Below are 17,336 nucleotides of genomic sequence, written 5' to 3'. Positions count from 1 at the left end.
ATCGGGTCAGCTCCTCAGTCCCGACGCGAGGACGGCCCCGGTTGCGGTGACGCCGGGCGTGTCTGCGAATCCCCCGCAGCGACCCGCGCAAGGTTTACCAGTTCCTGGCGAGACAGCTCCTTGAGTTTGTCGGTGCGTGCCTGCGCCAGCTCGATTTCCAACTGGCTCATCGCTTCCACGTACAGTCTTCGCGAGTCCTCGTCGTTCCACTTGTCTGGATGCGCATCCTCGACTTCTTCCTGACGGTGTGTGGCGCTGCGTTCAAGCTCATCGAAGATGGCGGCGTGTCGGTCGCGCATGTAGCGAATCCAGTAATCGCGGGCAATCAAGTCCTCGAGGAACAGGTCTGACGCTTCGTCGGCCAGCACAGAAGCGCGTGCCTCGCTCAGCAGTTGTCCCTCGATCGGTGTCCTGTACAACATGTGATCCGGTTGCGCAGGCAGCTCTAACCCGTCGGGCCAGCCGCGCGTCATGCCGATTCGGTACTGCAGACGGATTTCGGCCCGATCCTGGAACCTGCCAGCTGCTTCCGCCAGCCTGTCGACCCTTTCCAGTCGGAACAGGCGCCGCGTCAGCTCGACCAACGCTATGCCGCGCTGATCAGGCAGATGGCGTGGGATGTCGCGCAATGCGGTGTATTCATAGACCCGCGTTTCCAGCTCACTGAACGACAGTATTCGGCCATCGGGGCAGGTGCCGTGAGTCGCGGAGTTGAAGAAGAGCAACTCGCGCAACTCCGTGTTTTCGCTTGCCGCTTCTATCACCCGCCATACCCGTTGCGTCAGATCAGCGCCCGACACACTGAAATCGGCAGTGTCGTGCAACATCGACAGCAGGTGAAAGAACGCCTCATGGTTGGGTTCGCGCGCCAATTGCAGCCATAGCGCTTGCCGCGTTTCGCGCGTCTGGGTCCGGGTGTAATTGAGCCAGGTGTTCATTGCCTGCTCATCTACGTCTTGCTGCGGATTGGCGATGATTTCGTCTGCTTCCACGGCTTCATGCCTGTCCACGCGTCCGGCACCGCCGGCATTACTGTCATCCCTATCGCTACTGTCGGAATCAAAAGGCGTATCGGGCTCGCTTTCGGACGTCGTTTCATACTCGGTAATTGCGCGCTCGAGAGAGGCAAACGAATACCCCATGACGCCACGGTTCGCGTTAGCCGCACTGTAGTCCCTGAGCTGTTCCAGACTCTCGAGAGGCAGTCGGTTTTCGCGCAGGTCGGTGCCTGCCACAAGTCGCTCATGGTTGCCATCCAGCAGCGTGTCGGGAAATAGGGAAATACGGTTGCCAAGAAGATTGAGAGTTTGCAAATGCTCCAGTGCCTGTACCCCATCAGGCCAGTGGCTTATCGAATTGAGAGACAGATTCAGGCGCTCGATCCGGGTGAGTGCGCTGGCGTTGAATTGGCTCAGTTGGTTATGACTCAGATCCAGCGAACGCAGGCGATTGCCCATTTGCTGCAAAACGCCAGGCGCTTCAGCAAAATGGTTAATGCGTAGCTCCAGATGCTCCAGCCTCTGCAATGTACCGACAGCCTCCGGTAGCCCCTCCAGATTGTTGGAGTTAAGCACCAGCGTGGTCAGTTCAGGGAAAGCGCTGCAAAAATCATTCAGGCTCTGCAAGGAAAACCCTACCGAAGTCAGGTCGAGCGTTCGTACTTGCGTAAACGCGTTCGACAGAGGCGGCAACTCAACAATGTACAAGCCGCTGAGGTCGAGCTTGCGACCCGCTTCTTCGGTATGACGGGTCAGTCCATCGACCCAGCAATCACGGATTCTCATCGCCGTGAAGACTCTGTCTTGCGTCGAAACCCGAGCGGCCGCCGGCTTGAAGATCCAACCGTTCAACTGACGCGTCAGCGCCTCGTCACTCTCTCGCCAGTCCTTGATCCGGGCATCAATCTGCGCTTCATCCAACCCTGCGCCGCCCAACCGCGCAATACAGTGCTGGGCCTGTTCCTGGGAAAGGTCCGGATTCAATTCCCGCAACCGCCTGACCAGACCTGCGCTACCTTCAGCCGCAGATGACGCAGTACGCAGCGGTAACAGAAACTCGTGAATCCGGGAAAACGCGGTGCCTTGGCACCGAGGTGGTCGCAGCGACCAGGTAGCCGGCCGGCTGACTTTCATAGCTTTTCAATGCACCTCGAGGCAAACCGTTGCTCGCCTCGATACGCCCGCGCGCCGTCGTCAGAGCTGCCTCTGCCTCAGCGCTGAACGGGTTCCCGGTCAGATGGCTCTTGAGCAATACGCTGTCGATGGCAAGAACGCGCTCGGGCAGCGAATCGAGGCTGTTGTCTCGCAGATCCAGCCACTTCAACCCGGACAGATTTTCCGCCCCCGCTGGCCACGTTTGAAGGCTATTGCCACTCAAATCCAGCACTTCGAGCTTCGGCATGGCCGTCACGTCCAGCGCCGTCAAACGGTTGCGCCGCAAGTTCAGAAACTCAAGCGCCTTGAGCTCGGCGAACTGGCTTTGAATTTCCCCCGTAGAGGTGATCTGGTTGCTGGACAGGTCCAGCCGCGTCAGCTGCGCAAAATCCGCCGGTTTCACCGGCAAATCGGTCAATCCGCAGCCTGTGATTTGCAGCGTCCGCACGCCGCTGAACGCTTGCAGAAAAGCCTGAATCTGTCCAGCCGGCACGTTCAACCGATCCAGACGTAAGGTCTGCACATGGGAAAATGTACCGGCCGGCAATGGCACAAGCTCGCTGATGGCCGCGCCATGGTTCAAACCGTCTGTGTCAGACAGCTCGAATACCAGAGAATCGTCCCCCAGGTCGAGCAGGCGATAGCGTTTGCGTACGCTCGCGCGCCAGTTTTCCTCAAGCTCACGCACCACCGCGCTGTTCGGCGGCGACTGCCAGCGCGGCTCGCGTGCAGCGCCACGCAGGCCATCGGACGTCGTCGGTTGATAAAACCGGCGGAAGATCCCGGCGTGTTCCAGGCGCAGCAGTTCGATCGCTTTCAACCGGGTTTCCGGGGTATTCCAGACAGTCATGATGTGCTCAGGCAACGGATCGAGAAAGCGGCCTTCACCCGTCAGGAATTTCAGTTCACCGAGGCAGTACTGGCGGACCATCAAGTTCAGGTCCATCAGATGCCCCATGGACCCCGAATAATTTTTGACGTACTCGAATGCAGGTTTGAATGCCTCATGGGAGAAGTTCGACCAATTCAGTGACAGGCCCGCCCACAGTTTTTCATGGCCGGTATAGAGCGCTGGAGGAATGGAAGCGATTGACGTCCGAAACAGATCCAGCCTCTGCAGCTCGGGAAGCGCTTGTACGAATGCTGGCCATTGCGTCATGCCGGGTGCTTCGATCTTGAGTCGTTTCAGGTGTTTGAGCGCGGCCAGTTCCAGTGCCGGCGGGTTCTCGTCAATGAATCCTTGAAAATCGAGTTCAAGGGCTTCGAGCGAGGTCAACATTTTCACCCGCTGAGGGAAATCTGTGGCCATTGCCGGGGCCGAGGTCCTCAGCTTGAGCGTTTTCAATGCAGGCATCCTGGCTAAGCTTGCGGGCAGAGAGGACAGCGACTGCTGGTGCATACCCAAATCAAAATAACTCTCGCGCTCACCCAGCGAGAGTTTTTCCAGGCCGGGAAACAGGGCAAGAAAAGCGTCGGCATTGCCATCAGTAATGCCATCTCCGCGAAGGGATAATTTACGCACGTGGGAAAAGTCTGCTGTCAGCGCGGGCAAAGCATCGTAAGTCACCAGGCGCAGTTGATCCGCATTGGGCACTTCATCGACCAAAAGGGCATTGCGCCAACTGGTTTTAAGCGCTTGCGCGACCAGCAGATTCTGAACAGTACCGGAAGGTTCCCAGGGAGCCATCGCGTTGGTCCCCGCCCACTCGTCCAGTGTTGCCTCAAGTTGTTGCCACTCTTCGCGTCGCGACTGCAACCACCGAAAAATCTCCCGGTTGTTTCTGCCCGCACGCACCTGCTCAAGGATCAATCCACTGGCCTGCTGATCGGTGAGGCCCGGGTAGAGGTCGCGCAGGTCGGCAACCAGATTGCGCTCCAGCCAACCCGCTCTTCCGCTGGCGGGATAGCCGATCAACGCTTCGTTTACCCGTACCGGCGGTCTCATCCACTGCACTGGCTGTTCCAGCAATGCGGCCGCCATGCCGTGGTGCTGGTCAGCGTGGGCGATGATTTTCTTTTGCAGTTCGGCCGACTGACTGACCTCGGGCACCCCCAGGGCGCGCCGCGCGTGATCCGGCAGAGCGTGCATGAGAGAGGCATAAAAGTTGTCGCCGTGGCGTGGCAGGCTGTTGAGCGTTTCGCCTCGGTCGTTGAATGCCTGAAATTGCTGGCCGCTTTTGATCAGGTACTTTCTCTCGAAGGCCGTCTGGCTGCCAATGCTCTCAAGCAACGGACCGCTGTCGCTGCCCTCGCGTATTTCAAGGCGCAAGTTGTCCGGCCAGCCGGGCAACTGTTCAAGCGTGTGCAACGCCAGGCATCGACTGTCCGCCGAGGCAATATTCTCGCTGCGCAGCCCCGCATATGCCCGCACCTGCCGGCTGCGGCGCGCATACCAGCGAGCTTCCTCCAGCATGCGCAGCGGTATGGGACGAGTTGAGCCGAGCCGTTGCAGTTCATCCGGCCGCGCCTGCGCCAGCACTTGCTGTGCAGCTGACTCACTGAGTCCCGGACAGGCGTTCTGCAATTGCCTGACCTGATCGGCGACAGGCTCGGTGCCCTGATAAATACTGTCGTAAATGGCCGATTGGCGGGTTTGGGCATAGGCCGCAATTTGCTTGGCGAGTTCTGCAGGTCTCGCTTCTCGAACCCGCGCACCTTCACCTCCGAGCAAGTGGACGATTTCCGATTCATCCAGTCCGCCCAGAACAAGCTGCGGCAGGTCGCCGCTGAGGACGTCCGCCCGGGAAATCCGGATCGGTGCCTTGCCCCCGACACCCCGCACCCGATATCCGCCGCCATACTTGACGGATCTGCCGGTCAGTTGCGTCCCCTCAAAGACTTCCAGTACGCGATTGGCCGGCCAGCGCGGCATGTCAGTGACCAGTGGCAGGGCATACAGATACTTGTCATCGACCGGCGCCCCACCCTCCAGTTGCTCAATGACTTGCGCGGCTTGTGCATCGGTTTTCAACAAGCGCATGGCCTGAATCAGCTCCGGTGGCGGCACTCCATGGTCGAGGTGCATCTTGCGCAACATATCGTCGCTGACGCCGCTGATATCCATCGCGTTGAGCAGCTCCGTATCGGATAGCGGCTCGCAGATGTGGCCCATGCGCCGCAACAGCGTCAGACGATCCCATTCCAGAGGACGTTCCAGGGTATGGCGCCACGCTCCATGGCCATTACTTTGCAGAACAGGTTGATAGGCTGCAGGATCGGTCGGGTGCTTTATGCGCCACTGGTTGATCGAGTCGTCGAAGACCTGCTCATACACCTTGTTGTCCTGACGGATCCAGGTTTTGCCATCCACCGCATACTGCCCGGAAGGATTCGGGGTCAGGTGTGCGTCAAGGACAACAGCGGCCTCGTAGCCGCTGAGATCAGGTTTCCACAGGCGGGTTTCGCCATTGGGTAACGTGACCGGACTCAACTGTTCGATGACCGGTACAGCCCTGGCGGCCGAGAACTTCCTTACACCTGCTCCAACACCCGCCATCACGGCAACCTGAGCGAGATTCTCGGCCACGTCGACCAGGTGATCCCTGGCGGCCCTGCGATCACCTTCACTCCACTCGATAGCGCCTTCAAGGGTTTCATACAGCAGTTGTCCCGCCATCACGATCATCATTGTTTCGCCCAGCACAGGCACGAACATCGACACCAGATTCAAGCCCAGCATGCCGATCTGCATCAGATGGGCCAGTTTGGCATCTCGTGCGTTCGCATCGACATCGGCAGTGGGTACCGCGTGGCTTCGCGCGTCGGCCAACGCCTTGGCGCGATTCTGCGCATAAAGGTATTGCCACAAGTCCTCGTTGGGCGCCCAAAGCCCCCTGCCCTTGCGTTCGACTGTCGAAGGCGCGATGTACGGATCAACCGCCGGCTCCCACTTGACTGTGCGTTCGGGCGGAACCTGTTCGATGGTGGTGAATGTAGAACCACCGGTAAAACCCTGTACGAAGGCCAGCCAAGGGGAACGCAGAACGTCCCAGGCATCGCCAGGTGAGTCGGCTGCCTTTTGCCTGAACTGGCTGAAATAGTACGGGCGCTGATCATAGGGCAGGAACTGACTGAAAAAACGCTGGTAGGCGGTGGGCTCTGCGCTGGTCTGTTGCGACGCATCACGTGCGGTGAGCAAGCGCTCGAGCTCTTCGCGCATTTGCTCGAACGTGTAGCGCTTGAGCGGATGTTCCGGGTCGTTGGGGATGTAAAGGATCAGTTCATCGGTGTAACGGTATTTTTCGCAGATGACGAAAGCCACGCACCCGGTCAGCCTTTTTTTCATCAGCCCGAGGTCCTGGAACCAGACTTGCTTGCGCCCCATCCACGGGTGCATTTCGCCGTCGATGACCGAGAGGATCATCGCGTGATCTGCCGCCTCGATGTCATTGCGCAATAGCGCCTGTTCGGCTGCGGCGCGCATCGCTGCCTTCTGGCTGGCGATGAAGCGTTCGCTGAGCACCGCCTCTGCCACCGCGTCCCCCGGATGAAAAAAACCCTGCAGGTAAGTCTGGTATTGCTGACCTATATCCAGATTGCGGCAAAGGTGCAAAAACTGGCTGACCGAGAGGCCTGTGTCGACGTGCTTGAATGTGTCCGCAGCAGGCGTCGCCACAACAAAACCGGAGCTTGAATGATAGGTCCCCTCGCATTCGTCAGCTTCGAAGTTGTGCAGCGAGGCTTCCAGCAGCGTGATCTTGAGAACCTCGAACGAGGCCAAAACGGTTCTCTGAATACCCATTTCGACCGGGCGCCGCAGACATAACAGGGTGTTGTCTACGTCGATTTCCAGCGCGTATTTATCCTTCAAGGCTTTGATCAATAACGGCCTGGCGAATGATTCGACATCGACGAATTTCGCCATGCTCTTGTCGAGACTGTTCTGGGCAATGACACTGGCCTTGAAAGTCTCGTCGAGGGTTTTGCGCTGGGCCGGCGTCGCATTCTGATACCAGGCCGGTAACGCGGTCGGAACCGCCTTGAGCGCCTCGCGCCGATGCGGCAAAGCGCTGGTCAACCATTGCGGGATCGATGTCTCGAGAAACTCGCCGTGCAGACTTTGCGTTGCAATGAGCTTTACTGACCGACCGGGGTCTGCCGGCTGAGCGGTCGACGCAGGCAGCGCGGACACTGGTTTGGGCGGGATAACGTTCATGGTCACTCCTTTTTCATGGAGCGGACAGCAAACCATGTCGCGTTATCGCTTCTGCGTTATCCGGGTATCGCTCAAACTTGTCCGGGCTGCTTCGATGGCATCCCGGACCCAGCGGATTGGCTATGCTTCAGGAGGATGACTTTTCGCAGAGGGATTTATGGACGATCCAGTCGACAACAAACCGCCGAGTTTCTGGCAGATGCTGCACAGCGTCATGGCGGCGGCGTTCGGGGTGCAGAGCGGCAAGAACCGGGAAAGGGATTTCACCCACGGCAAACCCAGTCACTTTGTGATTCTGGGAGTTTTGTTCACGGCGGTGTTCGGCCTGACGCTGTTTGCCATCGTCAAGCTGGTGCTGTATCTGGCCGGGGTGTGATGGCACTGAACAGGCATCTGCCACAGGTTATCCGGGCCTTGGGAGAACGGCCCGGAGCGCGGATGTTACTGGTGACTGACCCAGAAGACCGCTGTTCCTACTACGAGAATGATCAGAAACAAAATGGCCCACGCGTCGACACTGCTGTCGCTTTTTCTGGCTTTGGTCGGGTTGCTCATTGCATCGCCTCTTGTCGGTTTTATCGGTGATTGCACAAAGACTCGATCACAGTTAAGACGATGATTGTCCGCACGACAAATGTGGATTAGATGACCGGCATTCGCGTTAGGCGATTTGGTTCTTTACATATACTCAAACATCACTTTTGCGCATAACTGCAAACGGGTATATTGCCCCGGCTCCGTGACGGAGTGCGCGGCCGTGCGCGCAGAATTGCAGAGGCAACATCGGACTCCAGCAAGCGAAAACGCAGCGTTTTCCGAGAAGCCCAAGGCTGAGAACAGGACTTATATGTACGTATACGACGAGTACGATCAGCGGATCATCGAGGACCGCGTCAAGCAGTTCCGTGATCAGACCCGACGCTATCTGGCAGGTGAGCTGAGCGAAGAAGAATTCCGCCCCCTGCGCCTGCAAAATGGCCTGTATATCCAGCGTTTCGCGCCGATGTTGCGCGTGGCCGTGCCTTACGGCCAGCTGACTTCGCGTCAGGTGCGCATGATGGCGAAGATCGCCCGCGACTACGACAAGGGCTATGCCCACATCAGTACGCGGCAGAACGTGCAGTTCAACTGGCCGGCGGTTGAAGACATCCCGGACATCCTCGCTGAACTCGCGACCGTGCAGATGCACGCCATTCAGACCAGCGGCAACTGCCTGCGCAACGTCACCACCGACCAGTTTGCCGGCGTCGCCGCCGATGAAGTGATCGACCCGCGTCCATGGTGCGAAATCGTCCGTCAGTGGACCACGTTCCACCCGGAGTTCGCCTACCTGCCGCGCAAATTCAAGATCGCCGTCAACGGTTCGACCAGTGACCGCGCTGCCATTGAAGTCCACGATATCGGTCTGGAACCTGTCTATAACGCTGCTGGCGAGCTGGGCTTCCGAGTGTTGGTCGGCGGTGGCCTCGGTCGTACGCCGGTGGTTGGCGCATTCATCAATGAATTCCTGCCGTGGCAAGACCTGCTGAGCTATCTCGACGCCATCCTGCGGGTGTACAACCGCTACGGCCGTCGCGACAACAAATACAAGGCGCGGATCAAGATCCTCGTCAAGGCGCTCACGCCTGAGGTGTTCGCGCAGAAAGTCGACGCGGAAATGGAGCACCTGCGCGGTGGCCAGACCACGCTGACCGAGGCCGAACTGCATCGCGTCGCCAAGCACTTCGTCGATCCGGACTACAAGACCCTCGACAACCAGACCGCGCAACTGGCCGATCTGGACAAAGAGCATCCGGGTTTCGCCCGCTGGCGCAGCCGCAACACCCTGGCGCACAAAAAACCGGGCTATGTCGCTGTGACGCTGTCGTTGAAGCCGACCGGCGTTGCCCCGGGCGACATTACCGACAAGCAGCTCGACGCCGTCGCCGATCTGGCCGAGCGCTACAGCTTCGGTCAACTGCGCACCTCCCACGAGCAGAACATCATTCTCGCCGATGTCGAGCAGAGCCAGTTGTTCACCCTGTGGGGTGAGTTGCGTGAAAGCGGTTTCGCCACGCCGAACATCGGCCTGCTGACTGACATCATCTGCTGCCCCGGTGGTGACTTCTGCTCGCTGGCCAACGCCAAATCGATCCCGATTGCCGAATCGATCCAGCGCCGTTTCGATGACCTGGATTACCTGTTCGATATCGGCGAACTGGACCTGAACATCTCCGGCTGCATGAACGCCTGTGGTCACCACCACGTTGGCCACATCGGCATCCTCGGCGTGGACAAGAAAGGCGAAGAGTTCTACCAGGTTTCCCTCGGCGGCAGCGCCAGCCGTGATGCGAGCCTGGGCAAGATCCTCGGCCCGTCCTTAGCACAGGAAGCCATGCCTGACGTGATCTCGAAGCTGATCGACGTTTACGTTGAACAACGTACCGAAGACGAGCGCTTCATCGACACTTATCAGCGTATTGGCATCGACCTCTTCAAGGAACGCGTCTATGCAGCGAATCATTAAGAACAACGAAGTCGTCGACGAAACATGGCACCTGTTGCCGAAGGATTTCAACATCGATGAGATCAGCAACTGCGACGATCTGATCGTTCCTCTGCAGTTGTGGCGCGAGCACAGCCGCATGCTCAAAGCCCGCGACGGCGGTCTGGGCGTGTGGCTGGATGCTGACGAGGAAGCCGAAGAAATCGGTGAAGACGTCGGTGAGTTCCAGGTAATCGCGCTGAATTTCCCGGCGTTCACCGATGGCCGCAGTTATTCCAATGCCCGTCTGCTGCGTGACCGTTATGGTTTCAAAGGCGAGCTGCGCGCGATTGGCGACGTGCTGCGGGACCAGCTGTTCTACATGCACCGCTGTGGCTTCGACGCCTTTGCCATTCGCGCGGATAAAGACCCGTACGAAGCACTGGAAGGTCTCAAGGACTTCTCGGTGACCTACCAGGCCGCCAGTGACGAACCGCTGCCGCTGTTCCGTCGGCGCTAAGCCAGCGGGTTTATTGCGGACACAAAAACGCCGGTCATTGACCGGCGTTTTTTTATGCCTGGTGTTCACCAGAAGCGTTGCTGGGTAAGACGACTCCACCAGCTCAACAGCACGCGGTCTACCGAACCGCTGGCGGCCATGCCGATGCGTTCCTGCAGGCTTTTACGCTCGGCGTAGTGCAGGTGGTAAATCTCAGCCTGTTTGGCTTTCTGCGCCAGGTATTCATCGCTGGTCTTGAGCTCGTCCACCAATTGGTTTTCCAGCGCAGCGATACCGAGCCACACCTCACCGGTAGCCACTTCATCGATCGCCAGTTGCGGGCGGTACCGCGCCACGAAGTTTTTGAACAAGCGATGGGTGATGTCGAGGTCTTCCTGGAACTTCTCGCGGCCCTTTTCGGTGTTTTCGCCAAACACGGTCAGTGTGCGTTTGTATTCACCTGCGGTCAGCACTTCAAAGTCGATGTCGTGCTTTTTCAGCAGGCGATTGACGTTAGGCAATTGCGCGACCACGCCGATCGAACCGAGGATGGCGAACGGTGCACTGATGATCTTGTCGCCGATGCAGGCCATCATGTAACCGCCGCTGGCCGCGACCTTGTCGATACAAACTGTCAGTGGCACGCCCGCATCACGGATTCGCGCAAGTTGAGAAGACGCCAGACCGTAGCTGTGCACCATGCCGCCTCCACTTTCCAGACGCAGAACCACTTCGTCTTTCGGCGTGGCCAGGGTCAGCAGTGCGGTGATCTCGTGGCGCAGGCTCTCAGTGGCGGAAGCCTTGATATCGCCGTCGAAGTCGAGCACGAACACCCGGGATTTGGTCTCAGGCTTGTTCTTCTGTTTCTTCGCGCTTTTTTCCGTTTTCGCTTCGCCCTTGCGCAATGCCTTGAGCTGATCCTTGTCGAGCAAGGTCTGCTCCAGGCGTTCACGCAGCCCCTTGTAGAAATCGTTGAGCTTGCTGACCTGCAACTGCCCTGCCGATTTGCGCCGGCCTTTGCTGCGCAACGCGGCGAAACTGGCGAGCACCACCAGAATCGCGATCACCAGTGTGACGGTCTTGGCCAGAAAGCTGGCGTATTCGGTGAAAAAATCCACAGAGACTCCTCAAAGCAATGCGTGACGGTGTATTACACGCGGAATGGCTCCAGCATACCCATGCGTCGGCTCGTCGGCCAGCCGTGAAACCTCTGGCAACACGCCTGTAACGGGCATTTCAAACAAGCGTATGTTTTTTCATTGACAGCCTTACGCCATCCTCATAACCTCGCCTGACCTTCAACGTACCGGGACGACGCGGACGTGGGCAGCATCTACTTGATACGACATGGCCAGGCCTCCTTTGGTGCAGACGATTACGACGTCCTGTCGCCGACCGGTGTGCGTCAGGCAGAAATTCTCGGCCAGCACCTCGCCGACCTTGGTATCAGCTTCGATCGTTGCCTTGCCGGTGATCTGCGCCGCCAACAGCACACCGCCAGCAGTGCACTGGAGCAATTCAGCGCCAGAGGCCTGCCGGTTCCAGTCCTCGAAACCGATTCCGCTTTCAACGAATTTGACGCCGACGCGGTGATCCGCGCCCTGCTCCCGGCCATGCTGCCGGAAGAGCCGGAAGCCCTCGACATCCTGCGCAACGCCGCGCAGAACCGCGGTGAATTCCAGCGCATCTTCGCCCTGATCGTCGAGCGCTGGCTTGCCGGCACCTACGACACACCCGGACTGGAAAGCTGGCTGGGTTTCGTCGAACGGGTTCAGGCCGGGCTGCACCGCATCCTCGACCTGGCGGAAAAGAACCAGAAAATCGCCGTGTTTACCTCCGGCGGCACCATCACTGCCCTGCTCCACCTGATTACGCAAATGCCTGCCAGACAGGCCTTTGAATTGAACTGGCAAATCGTCAACACCTCGCTCAACCAACTGAAGTTTCGTGGTCGCGAGGTGGCTCTGGCTTCCTTCAACAGTCACGCACACCTGCAACTGCTGAAGGCCCCGGAACTCATCACTTTTCGCTGAGTCCGGCTTACTGTGACCCTGGCTGTAACCACCCAGCTCCCATGACCAAGAAAGGATCGAACCATGACCTCCGTAGCTGATGCCGTAAAAGCAATGCAAGCCAAGTTCAACCCAGCCGCCGCTGCCGGTCTGGATCTGGTCTTCGGTTTCAACATCACCGACGAAGACAAGCATTACGCACTGATCGTCAAAGACGGCACCTGCAACATTCAGGAAGGCGAAAACCCGGACGCCAACTGCACGCTGGTGCTGGATAGCGAAACCCTGAAAGGTATCGTCAGCGGCGAGACCGACGGCATGCAGGCCTTCATGAGCGGCAAGCTGCGCGTTGAAGGCGACATGATGCTGTCGATGAAGCTGTCCGAGCTGTTCCCTTCGTAAGAAGCTTCTTGGTAAAACACAAATCCCGCTTATTGGCGGGATTTGTCGTTTCAACCATTGAAGACATGGCAACGTGAGTTAACGCTTGGCTGAAGCCGTCCCATCAAGCTCTTTTTTTACCTGGAGGTATGCCGCCTCTTCATCACTTTTTTCGATCAGATTCGAAGCCATCGAGCGGGGCAGGAGTTTCTTTTCTGTCACGTCCCAATCGATCGTAACGACCACGGTCTTGTTTGCAAACGTGATGAAAAGCCAATAGGAATCCACCGGCCTGTCAGGCTCGGCAAATGAACTATAGGCATACCGTATCTGGCGGTGCAGGTCCGGCGTATTCAGAATGAGGTCTTCGGTGTCCAACTTCGGAAACTGTCGCCCTACAGCGAATAACGCTTCGGTCAAGAGAACATCATTCTCAATATGTCGCAAACTTTCAGGCTTATTGCGCAGCATGGTCACTGGGCTCTCTTCAGGCGGAGTACCCATGAGACGCGGGCGATACATACCTGAACTGAACCACCGGCTGGCATCGAAACGGTTCTCTTCCGGACTCCACGGGCCGTAATACATCATTGCTTTGGCTGGCATCTGGGCTTCCTTGGCGTAAATAAATAGTCCTGCAAAGCTGGCAGCAATCAACAAGACACAGAAGACGTGACGTTTGCCTATAAACTTCAGGAGCGTCATAGCGGTTTATAGGCAAGCAGGTGTTTGGGTACGCCGTCCGGTGTATCACCTGATCGAACGTCACGATGTGCGCCTAAGGCATCCAGCGGAAATCCAATCTTTCGTTCATACAATGCTCGGCTGTCATCGTGCGCCAGCAAATTGCGCTCTTCTTCAGAGACTGTTGGCGTCGGCGCCTGCGGCGCCTGTTCATCAGGTAATTGCGCCGTTGGGTCTTTGAGGGTCTTGCGATGTTCGATCAGCTTTCGTTCATAAGCGGTTTTTCGACTCAAATAATTCCGCATCGCTCGCCCATCAGCTGCTTCTCTTTCACGAATGCCCGGCACAGATCCCCGTTCCGCGGCAGTACCATAAGTTGTGTCGTAGTTGCTGCGTCTTGGAAATGCCCACACGGTGGTCCGGGTAGCATTAGCAAGAATCTGCGCCAGGCTGCGCTCGTAATGAGGATCTTCTGTTTCATTGACCTTGAAGTCGGCATCGATACCCAAACCTGTGCGACAAGCGTAGGAGTGAATTTTCGCACCATAGGCAAACGCTTCGGGTTTGAACATATACGCCTGTGCATCACGCAGACGGTAGCTATCGTTTTTATCCAGCTCGTAGCCCAACTCGATACTGCCCACCACACCATGGGAAAAAAAGTCGAGCTGTTTGATCTCGCGCCCGCGGCGTTGCCGAGCTGCGATGAAATCCACAAGACCGGATATCGAGTCCATCTCTCGGTACTGGGCCCCGTGCTGATTTTCGACAACGTCCTTCAAAGCCGTCAGCAAGTTCTCCGGATAGTCATTTTTGAAAATCAGAAATACACGCTGGATCGTGAAGTTTGGAGTGCCGGTTGGATACTTTGTGAGTTGGCGGATACCCTGATTGATAAAGCGCATCTTGTTGCCCTTCTGGCCACGAACCTTTTCATAAAGGGACATGTAAGACGCACCCACAACCGTTACGTAATCCTGTGCCAGCGTACCTTTCACTTGGGTCGTTGTATGTCGATCGCTTGTTCGAGCTTGATTCTTTTTGGGGGCTGCCACCTGCCACCTCCCTTAGTAATCTAGGCCGAGCGCGTCGAGATGGGCGGCGGCTTCCTTACCCCACTGCACAACTATCGAAGTCGGGTTGGCCGTAAACACTCGCGCGGCGTTACCATGACTGTCGGTATGGCCTACGAGACGCTGCCCGTCACCCGTTTCGATGCAATAGAGCATGTCGGGAATAGCTTCGCCAGTGGCCTCATCAACCAGTTGGAAGCGCTCGCTGTGTTTAGGAACAGTGATAATCGGGGAGAAAGGTGCGGAACCGACCTGGGTGCCGACAAAAACGTCGCCAGAGCCCGTGATTATCATGCCTCCGTGGGCCGTCGCACTGCCCAAGAAAGCAATAGGCTTGCCATTGATCAAAATATTGCTGATGCCTTCGGTGACAGTGTCTCCGCACGCTGTGGTGTCTCCGACACGCAAAACTGGCATTCCATTGATGTTTACATCACCGGAACCGCTGTTACTGGGATTGGTGCCATGGCCTGTGATCGGGCATGCATTAAGATCGCTGAGTCGAGCGGCAGGCTTTGCCATCTTTAACTTCCTTGTAGTAAGCGTGGGCGCGAAATGTACCGGATCTTTATATTGGTTGAAAGCTTCAATCCAGACGTAGAATGCGAGCCGCCGCGAATGTAGCTGGCAGCGACTCATCGGCCCTTGATCGCTCCCGGAACCTGGAAATTGTCGTGTCGGATTCGCAGGCCCACACAAATCCGATCAACCCTCCTGCAACAACCGCGTATCCAGCCCAAACCGCTCTTGCGAAACCATCCTGAACTGACCTTCCGCCAGATCGCAACTCACCAGCAAATTCCACGAGTGTCGGGTGGCCACCGAAGGCACCAGAATAAATGGATGTTCAGCCAGCAGTGCGTCGGCAAACTTTCGCTGGTTGGGCGAGGTTTTTATCGGGGTGAGCCAATGCGGATTGGGCACGTCTTCCGGTTGCACGATTCTGACGCTGGCGTCGTGGGTGATTTCAAAACAGGTCAATACATAGGGCTCCTGATCAAGTGCATCGAAGCTGCCATGGGCGGCCACCTCCAGTATCGCCGTGGAAGGGTCGACCGACGCATAAACGACTCTGCGGCCAGGGGTATTCCAGCGACCGCCGTCCCGTTTCGACCCCAGGCCGCTGTCCCAGGTCTCGCTGTACACCTCGCGATCCAGCCGCCACGCGTACCAGCGATCATCCCAGGGCAAGGGATTCATTGATAAACCCCGTATTTGATCTGGTTCAGATACTCCTCCACCATCCTGAAGCCCAACGCATTTCCAACCAGATCGAGCGGCACATAACCGTAGAAGTAAGTGGCGCGTTGCTCCAGCCATGATTCGGCCTTGGCCTGTCGCCCGAACACCTCGATGGCCAGTTCCAGCGCTGCCGCATATTGGTAGGCGATGATGCTCTGCGGCGTGTCCAGGCGCACCGACGCGCCTTCCTTGAGCAGACGTCGCACGGTTCTCACAGATTTGCCGGTGATACGTTTGACCATCTCTCCCTGTTGGTACAGTTCGGAGGTTGCGATCATGTTCACCACATCGTGCAGCTCAAATCCTTCGGCTGTGCAGCGCAGAATGAGCATCGGATCGTCGCCGGTGTCCTGCCCTCGCAACAGCAATTCCAGAGGTTTGCCCTCAAGCTTCTTCAGGCCCGTGAGCCGGGGCACTTTGGCGCTCGGCATGGCAACGTCCTCCGAGGGGCATCTCGCGCGGTCGTCGCGCCAGTAATGGCGAGGCGAGTAAGCAGGCGTATGGCTTTCAATCAGTGGGATTCGCATAGTCCATCCTTTGTCCAGGTCCAGAGCGATCTGTGCGCTCGATGACTTCAATGTCAGGACTGATCCTATAGATCCGGCGTCCGACGACCAACCTGAAAAAGTCGTCAGAAATATCCCCTCATCTGATCAAAACGCTCCTGTTTCCGTAGGACTTAAACGGAATTTTCAGCGGTTTAATCCGTTGTGGCTTTCAAGTTGGGGAGAGGGACTTTTGACTTACAATGCGCCCCACCTTCAGATATCGGCCCCGCCCCATGGACATCGACCTCGCCCGCACTTTCCTCGAAATCGTCCGCCACGGCAGTCTTGCCGCCGCCGCGCAGAAGCTGTTCGTCACACAAACGGCGATCACCGCACGGGTGCAGAAACTCGAGGGCCAGTTGGGCAGCACGCTGTTCGTGCGCAATCGCGCCGGGGCGAAGTTGACGGCCAATGGCGAAGCGTTCGTGGTCTACGCCAATCAACTGGTGCAGACCTGGGAAGCCGCGCGCCGCGACTTGCCGCTGCCGGAGGGTTATCACAACGTTCTGCACATTGGCGGTGAGGTCAGCCTGTGCAACCCGTTGATGCTCAGTTGGGCGGCGGAACTGCGCGAGAAAATCCCCGGCCACGCACTGCGCATGGAAATTCGCGACGGCGAAAATCTTTTGCGTCAGCTCGAACTCGGTGTGCTCGATGCGGCGCTGGTTTATCAACCGGAATACTGGCCGGGATTGCAGGTCGAGCAAGTGCTGGAGGAAAAACTGATTCTGGTGCGCGCGCCCGAGCGTCCGGAGCCTTACGTCTACATCGATTGGGGACCGGACTTTCGTCGTCAGCACGACGCCGCCCTGCCGGAAAAAGCCAAAGCCGCGCTGAGCTTCAACCTTGGCCCGCTGGCCCTGCAATACATCCTCGAACATGGTGGCAGCGGTTATTTCCGTACCCGGGTCGTGCGCACTTATCTGGAGACCGGCGCACTGGAAGCCGTCACCAAAGCCCCGGAATTCGGTTATCCGACCTATCTGGTGTATTCCCGCGATCGCGATTCGGCAGTGCTGCAACAGGCTTTCGATTTGTTGCGCGAGGTGATCCGCACCGATGACGACTGGTCGCAGCGCTGGAACCCGTTGAGCTGACGGGCAGCTTCAGTCCAGAGCATGGCGC

At 57.7% G+C, this 17,336-nt stretch carries 14 protein-coding genes; 6 read left to right on the top strand and 8 right to left on the bottom strand.

Annotation, left to right across the window (positions count from 1 at the left end):
- Positions 1 to 14: 14 nt before the first annotated feature.
- Together AB4O45_RS24910 and AB4O45_RS24905 are read right to left on the bottom strand one after the other, a co-directional pair.
- Entirely contained in the window at positions 15 to 1,982 is a 1,968-nt protein-coding gene (locus tag AB4O45_RS24910; protein ID WP_460160708.1) for an NEL-type E3 ubiquitin ligase domain-containing protein, read from the bottom strand.
- Between the two features lie 34 nt (positions 1,983 to 2,016).
- Positions 2,017 to 7,017 (bottom strand): dermonecrotic toxin domain-containing protein, encoded by a 5,001-nt coding sequence (locus AB4O45_RS24905; RefSeq protein ID WP_460161520.1) that lies wholly within the window; start codon positions 7,015 to 7,017, stop codon positions 2,017 to 2,019.
- A 448-nt stretch (positions 7,018 to 7,465) separates the two neighbouring features.
- On the opposite strand from AB4O45_RS24905, the gene AB4O45_RS24900 reads away from it, so the two are divergent.
- The 3 genes from AB4O45_RS24900 (at position 7,466) to AB4O45_RS24890 (ending at position 10,292) form a co-directional block, all read left to right on the top strand.
- The gene (locus tag AB4O45_RS24900) at positions 7,466 to 7,684 is read left to right on the top strand and encodes a DUF2970 domain-containing protein (RefSeq protein ID WP_016774481.1); all 219 of its coding nucleotides are present in this window, start codon (positions 7,466 to 7,468) and stop codon (positions 7,682 to 7,684) included.
- Positions 7,685 to 8,155: 471 nt separating this feature from the next.
- A complete protein-coding gene (locus AB4O45_RS24895) occupies positions 8,156 to 9,814 on the top strand; it encodes a nitrite/sulfite reductase (RefSeq protein WP_460160707.1) in 1,659 nt (552 codons plus the stop codon).
- On the top strand, positions 9,798 to 10,292 hold the full coding sequence (locus AB4O45_RS24890; protein ID WP_041478697.1) for a DUF934 domain-containing protein: 495 nt from the start codon (positions 9,798 to 9,800) through the stop codon (positions 10,290 to 10,292). The genes AB4O45_RS24895 and AB4O45_RS24890 overlap by 17 nt, the downstream gene beginning before the upstream one ends.
- Positions 10,293 to 10,357: 65 nt before the next feature.
- Here the strand turns inward: AB4O45_RS24890 and sohB are convergent, their stop codons facing one another.
- Positions 10,358 to 11,389 (bottom strand): protease SohB, encoded by a 1,032-nt coding sequence (sohB, locus tag AB4O45_RS24885; RefSeq protein ID WP_310219665.1) that lies wholly within the window; start codon positions 11,387 to 11,389, stop codon positions 10,358 to 10,360.
- 204 nt (positions 11,390 to 11,593) lie between these two features.
- Between sohB and AB4O45_RS24880 the strand changes: the two genes are divergently transcribed.
- Positions 11,594 to 12,304: a histidine phosphatase family protein gene (locus AB4O45_RS24880; RefSeq protein ID WP_041478696.1), complete on the top strand. Its 711-nt coding sequence runs from the start codon at positions 11,594 to 11,596 to the stop codon at positions 12,302 to 12,304.
- Positions 12,305 to 12,367: 63 nt separating this feature from the next.
- On the top strand, positions 12,368 to 12,685 hold the full coding sequence (locus AB4O45_RS24875) for an SCP2 sterol-binding domain-containing protein (RefSeq protein WP_150635532.1): 318 nt from the start codon (positions 12,368 to 12,370) through the stop codon (positions 12,683 to 12,685).
- A 78-nt stretch (positions 12,686 to 12,763) separates the two neighbouring features.
- Here the strand turns inward: AB4O45_RS24875 and AB4O45_RS24870 are convergent, their stop codons facing one another.
- The 5 genes from AB4O45_RS24870 to AB4O45_RS24850 all read right to left on the bottom strand — a co-directional run bounded on the left by AB4O45_RS24870 (position 12,764) and on the right by AB4O45_RS24850 (position 16,094).
- Positions 12,764 to 13,369 carry a hypothetical protein gene (locus AB4O45_RS24870; RefSeq protein ID WP_056785201.1) on the bottom strand — a complete coding sequence of 202 codons (606 nt, stop codon included), beginning with the start codon at positions 13,367 to 13,369 and terminating at the stop codon, positions 12,764 to 12,766.
- Positions 13,366 to 14,403 (bottom strand): hypothetical protein, encoded by a 1,038-nt coding sequence (locus AB4O45_RS24865; RefSeq protein ID WP_150635534.1) that lies wholly within the window; start codon positions 14,401 to 14,403, stop codon positions 13,366 to 13,368. The genes AB4O45_RS24870 and AB4O45_RS24865 overlap by 4 nt, the downstream gene beginning before the upstream one ends.
- 12 nt (positions 14,404 to 14,415) lie before the next feature.
- Positions 14,416 to 14,943, bottom strand: coding sequence for a PAAR domain-containing protein (locus tag AB4O45_RS24860; protein ID WP_041478692.1), 528 nt, complete (start codon positions 14,941 to 14,943; stop codon positions 14,416 to 14,418).
- Between the two features lie 183 nt (positions 14,944 to 15,126).
- Positions 15,127 to 15,621, bottom strand: a complete 495-nt coding sequence (locus AB4O45_RS24855; RefSeq protein WP_039758650.1) for an RES family NAD+ phosphorylase — start codon at positions 15,619 to 15,621, stop codon at positions 15,127 to 15,129.
- Complete coding sequence (locus AB4O45_RS24850; RefSeq protein WP_150635535.1) at positions 15,618 to 16,094, bottom strand: MbcA/ParS/Xre antitoxin family protein; 477 nt, start codon at positions 16,092 to 16,094, stop codon at positions 15,618 to 15,620. Before AB4O45_RS24850 ends, AB4O45_RS24855 begins: the two co-directional genes overlap by 4 nt.
- 350 nt (positions 16,095 to 16,444) lie before the next feature.
- Between AB4O45_RS24850 and AB4O45_RS24845 the strand changes: the two genes are divergently transcribed.
- The gene (locus AB4O45_RS24845; protein ID WP_056785192.1) at positions 16,445 to 17,308 is read left to right on the top strand and encodes a LysR family transcriptional regulator; all 864 of its coding nucleotides are present in this window, start codon (positions 16,445 to 16,447) and stop codon (positions 17,306 to 17,308) included.
- The last annotated feature ends 28 nt before the right edge of the window (positions 17,309 to 17,336 follow it).

The sequence above is a fragment of the Pseudomonas sp. S2_B10 genome, assembly GCF_054668425.1.
The sequence above is the reverse complement of the archived record's forward strand: the minus strand, read 5'-3'. Positions and strand labels throughout refer to the sequence as shown.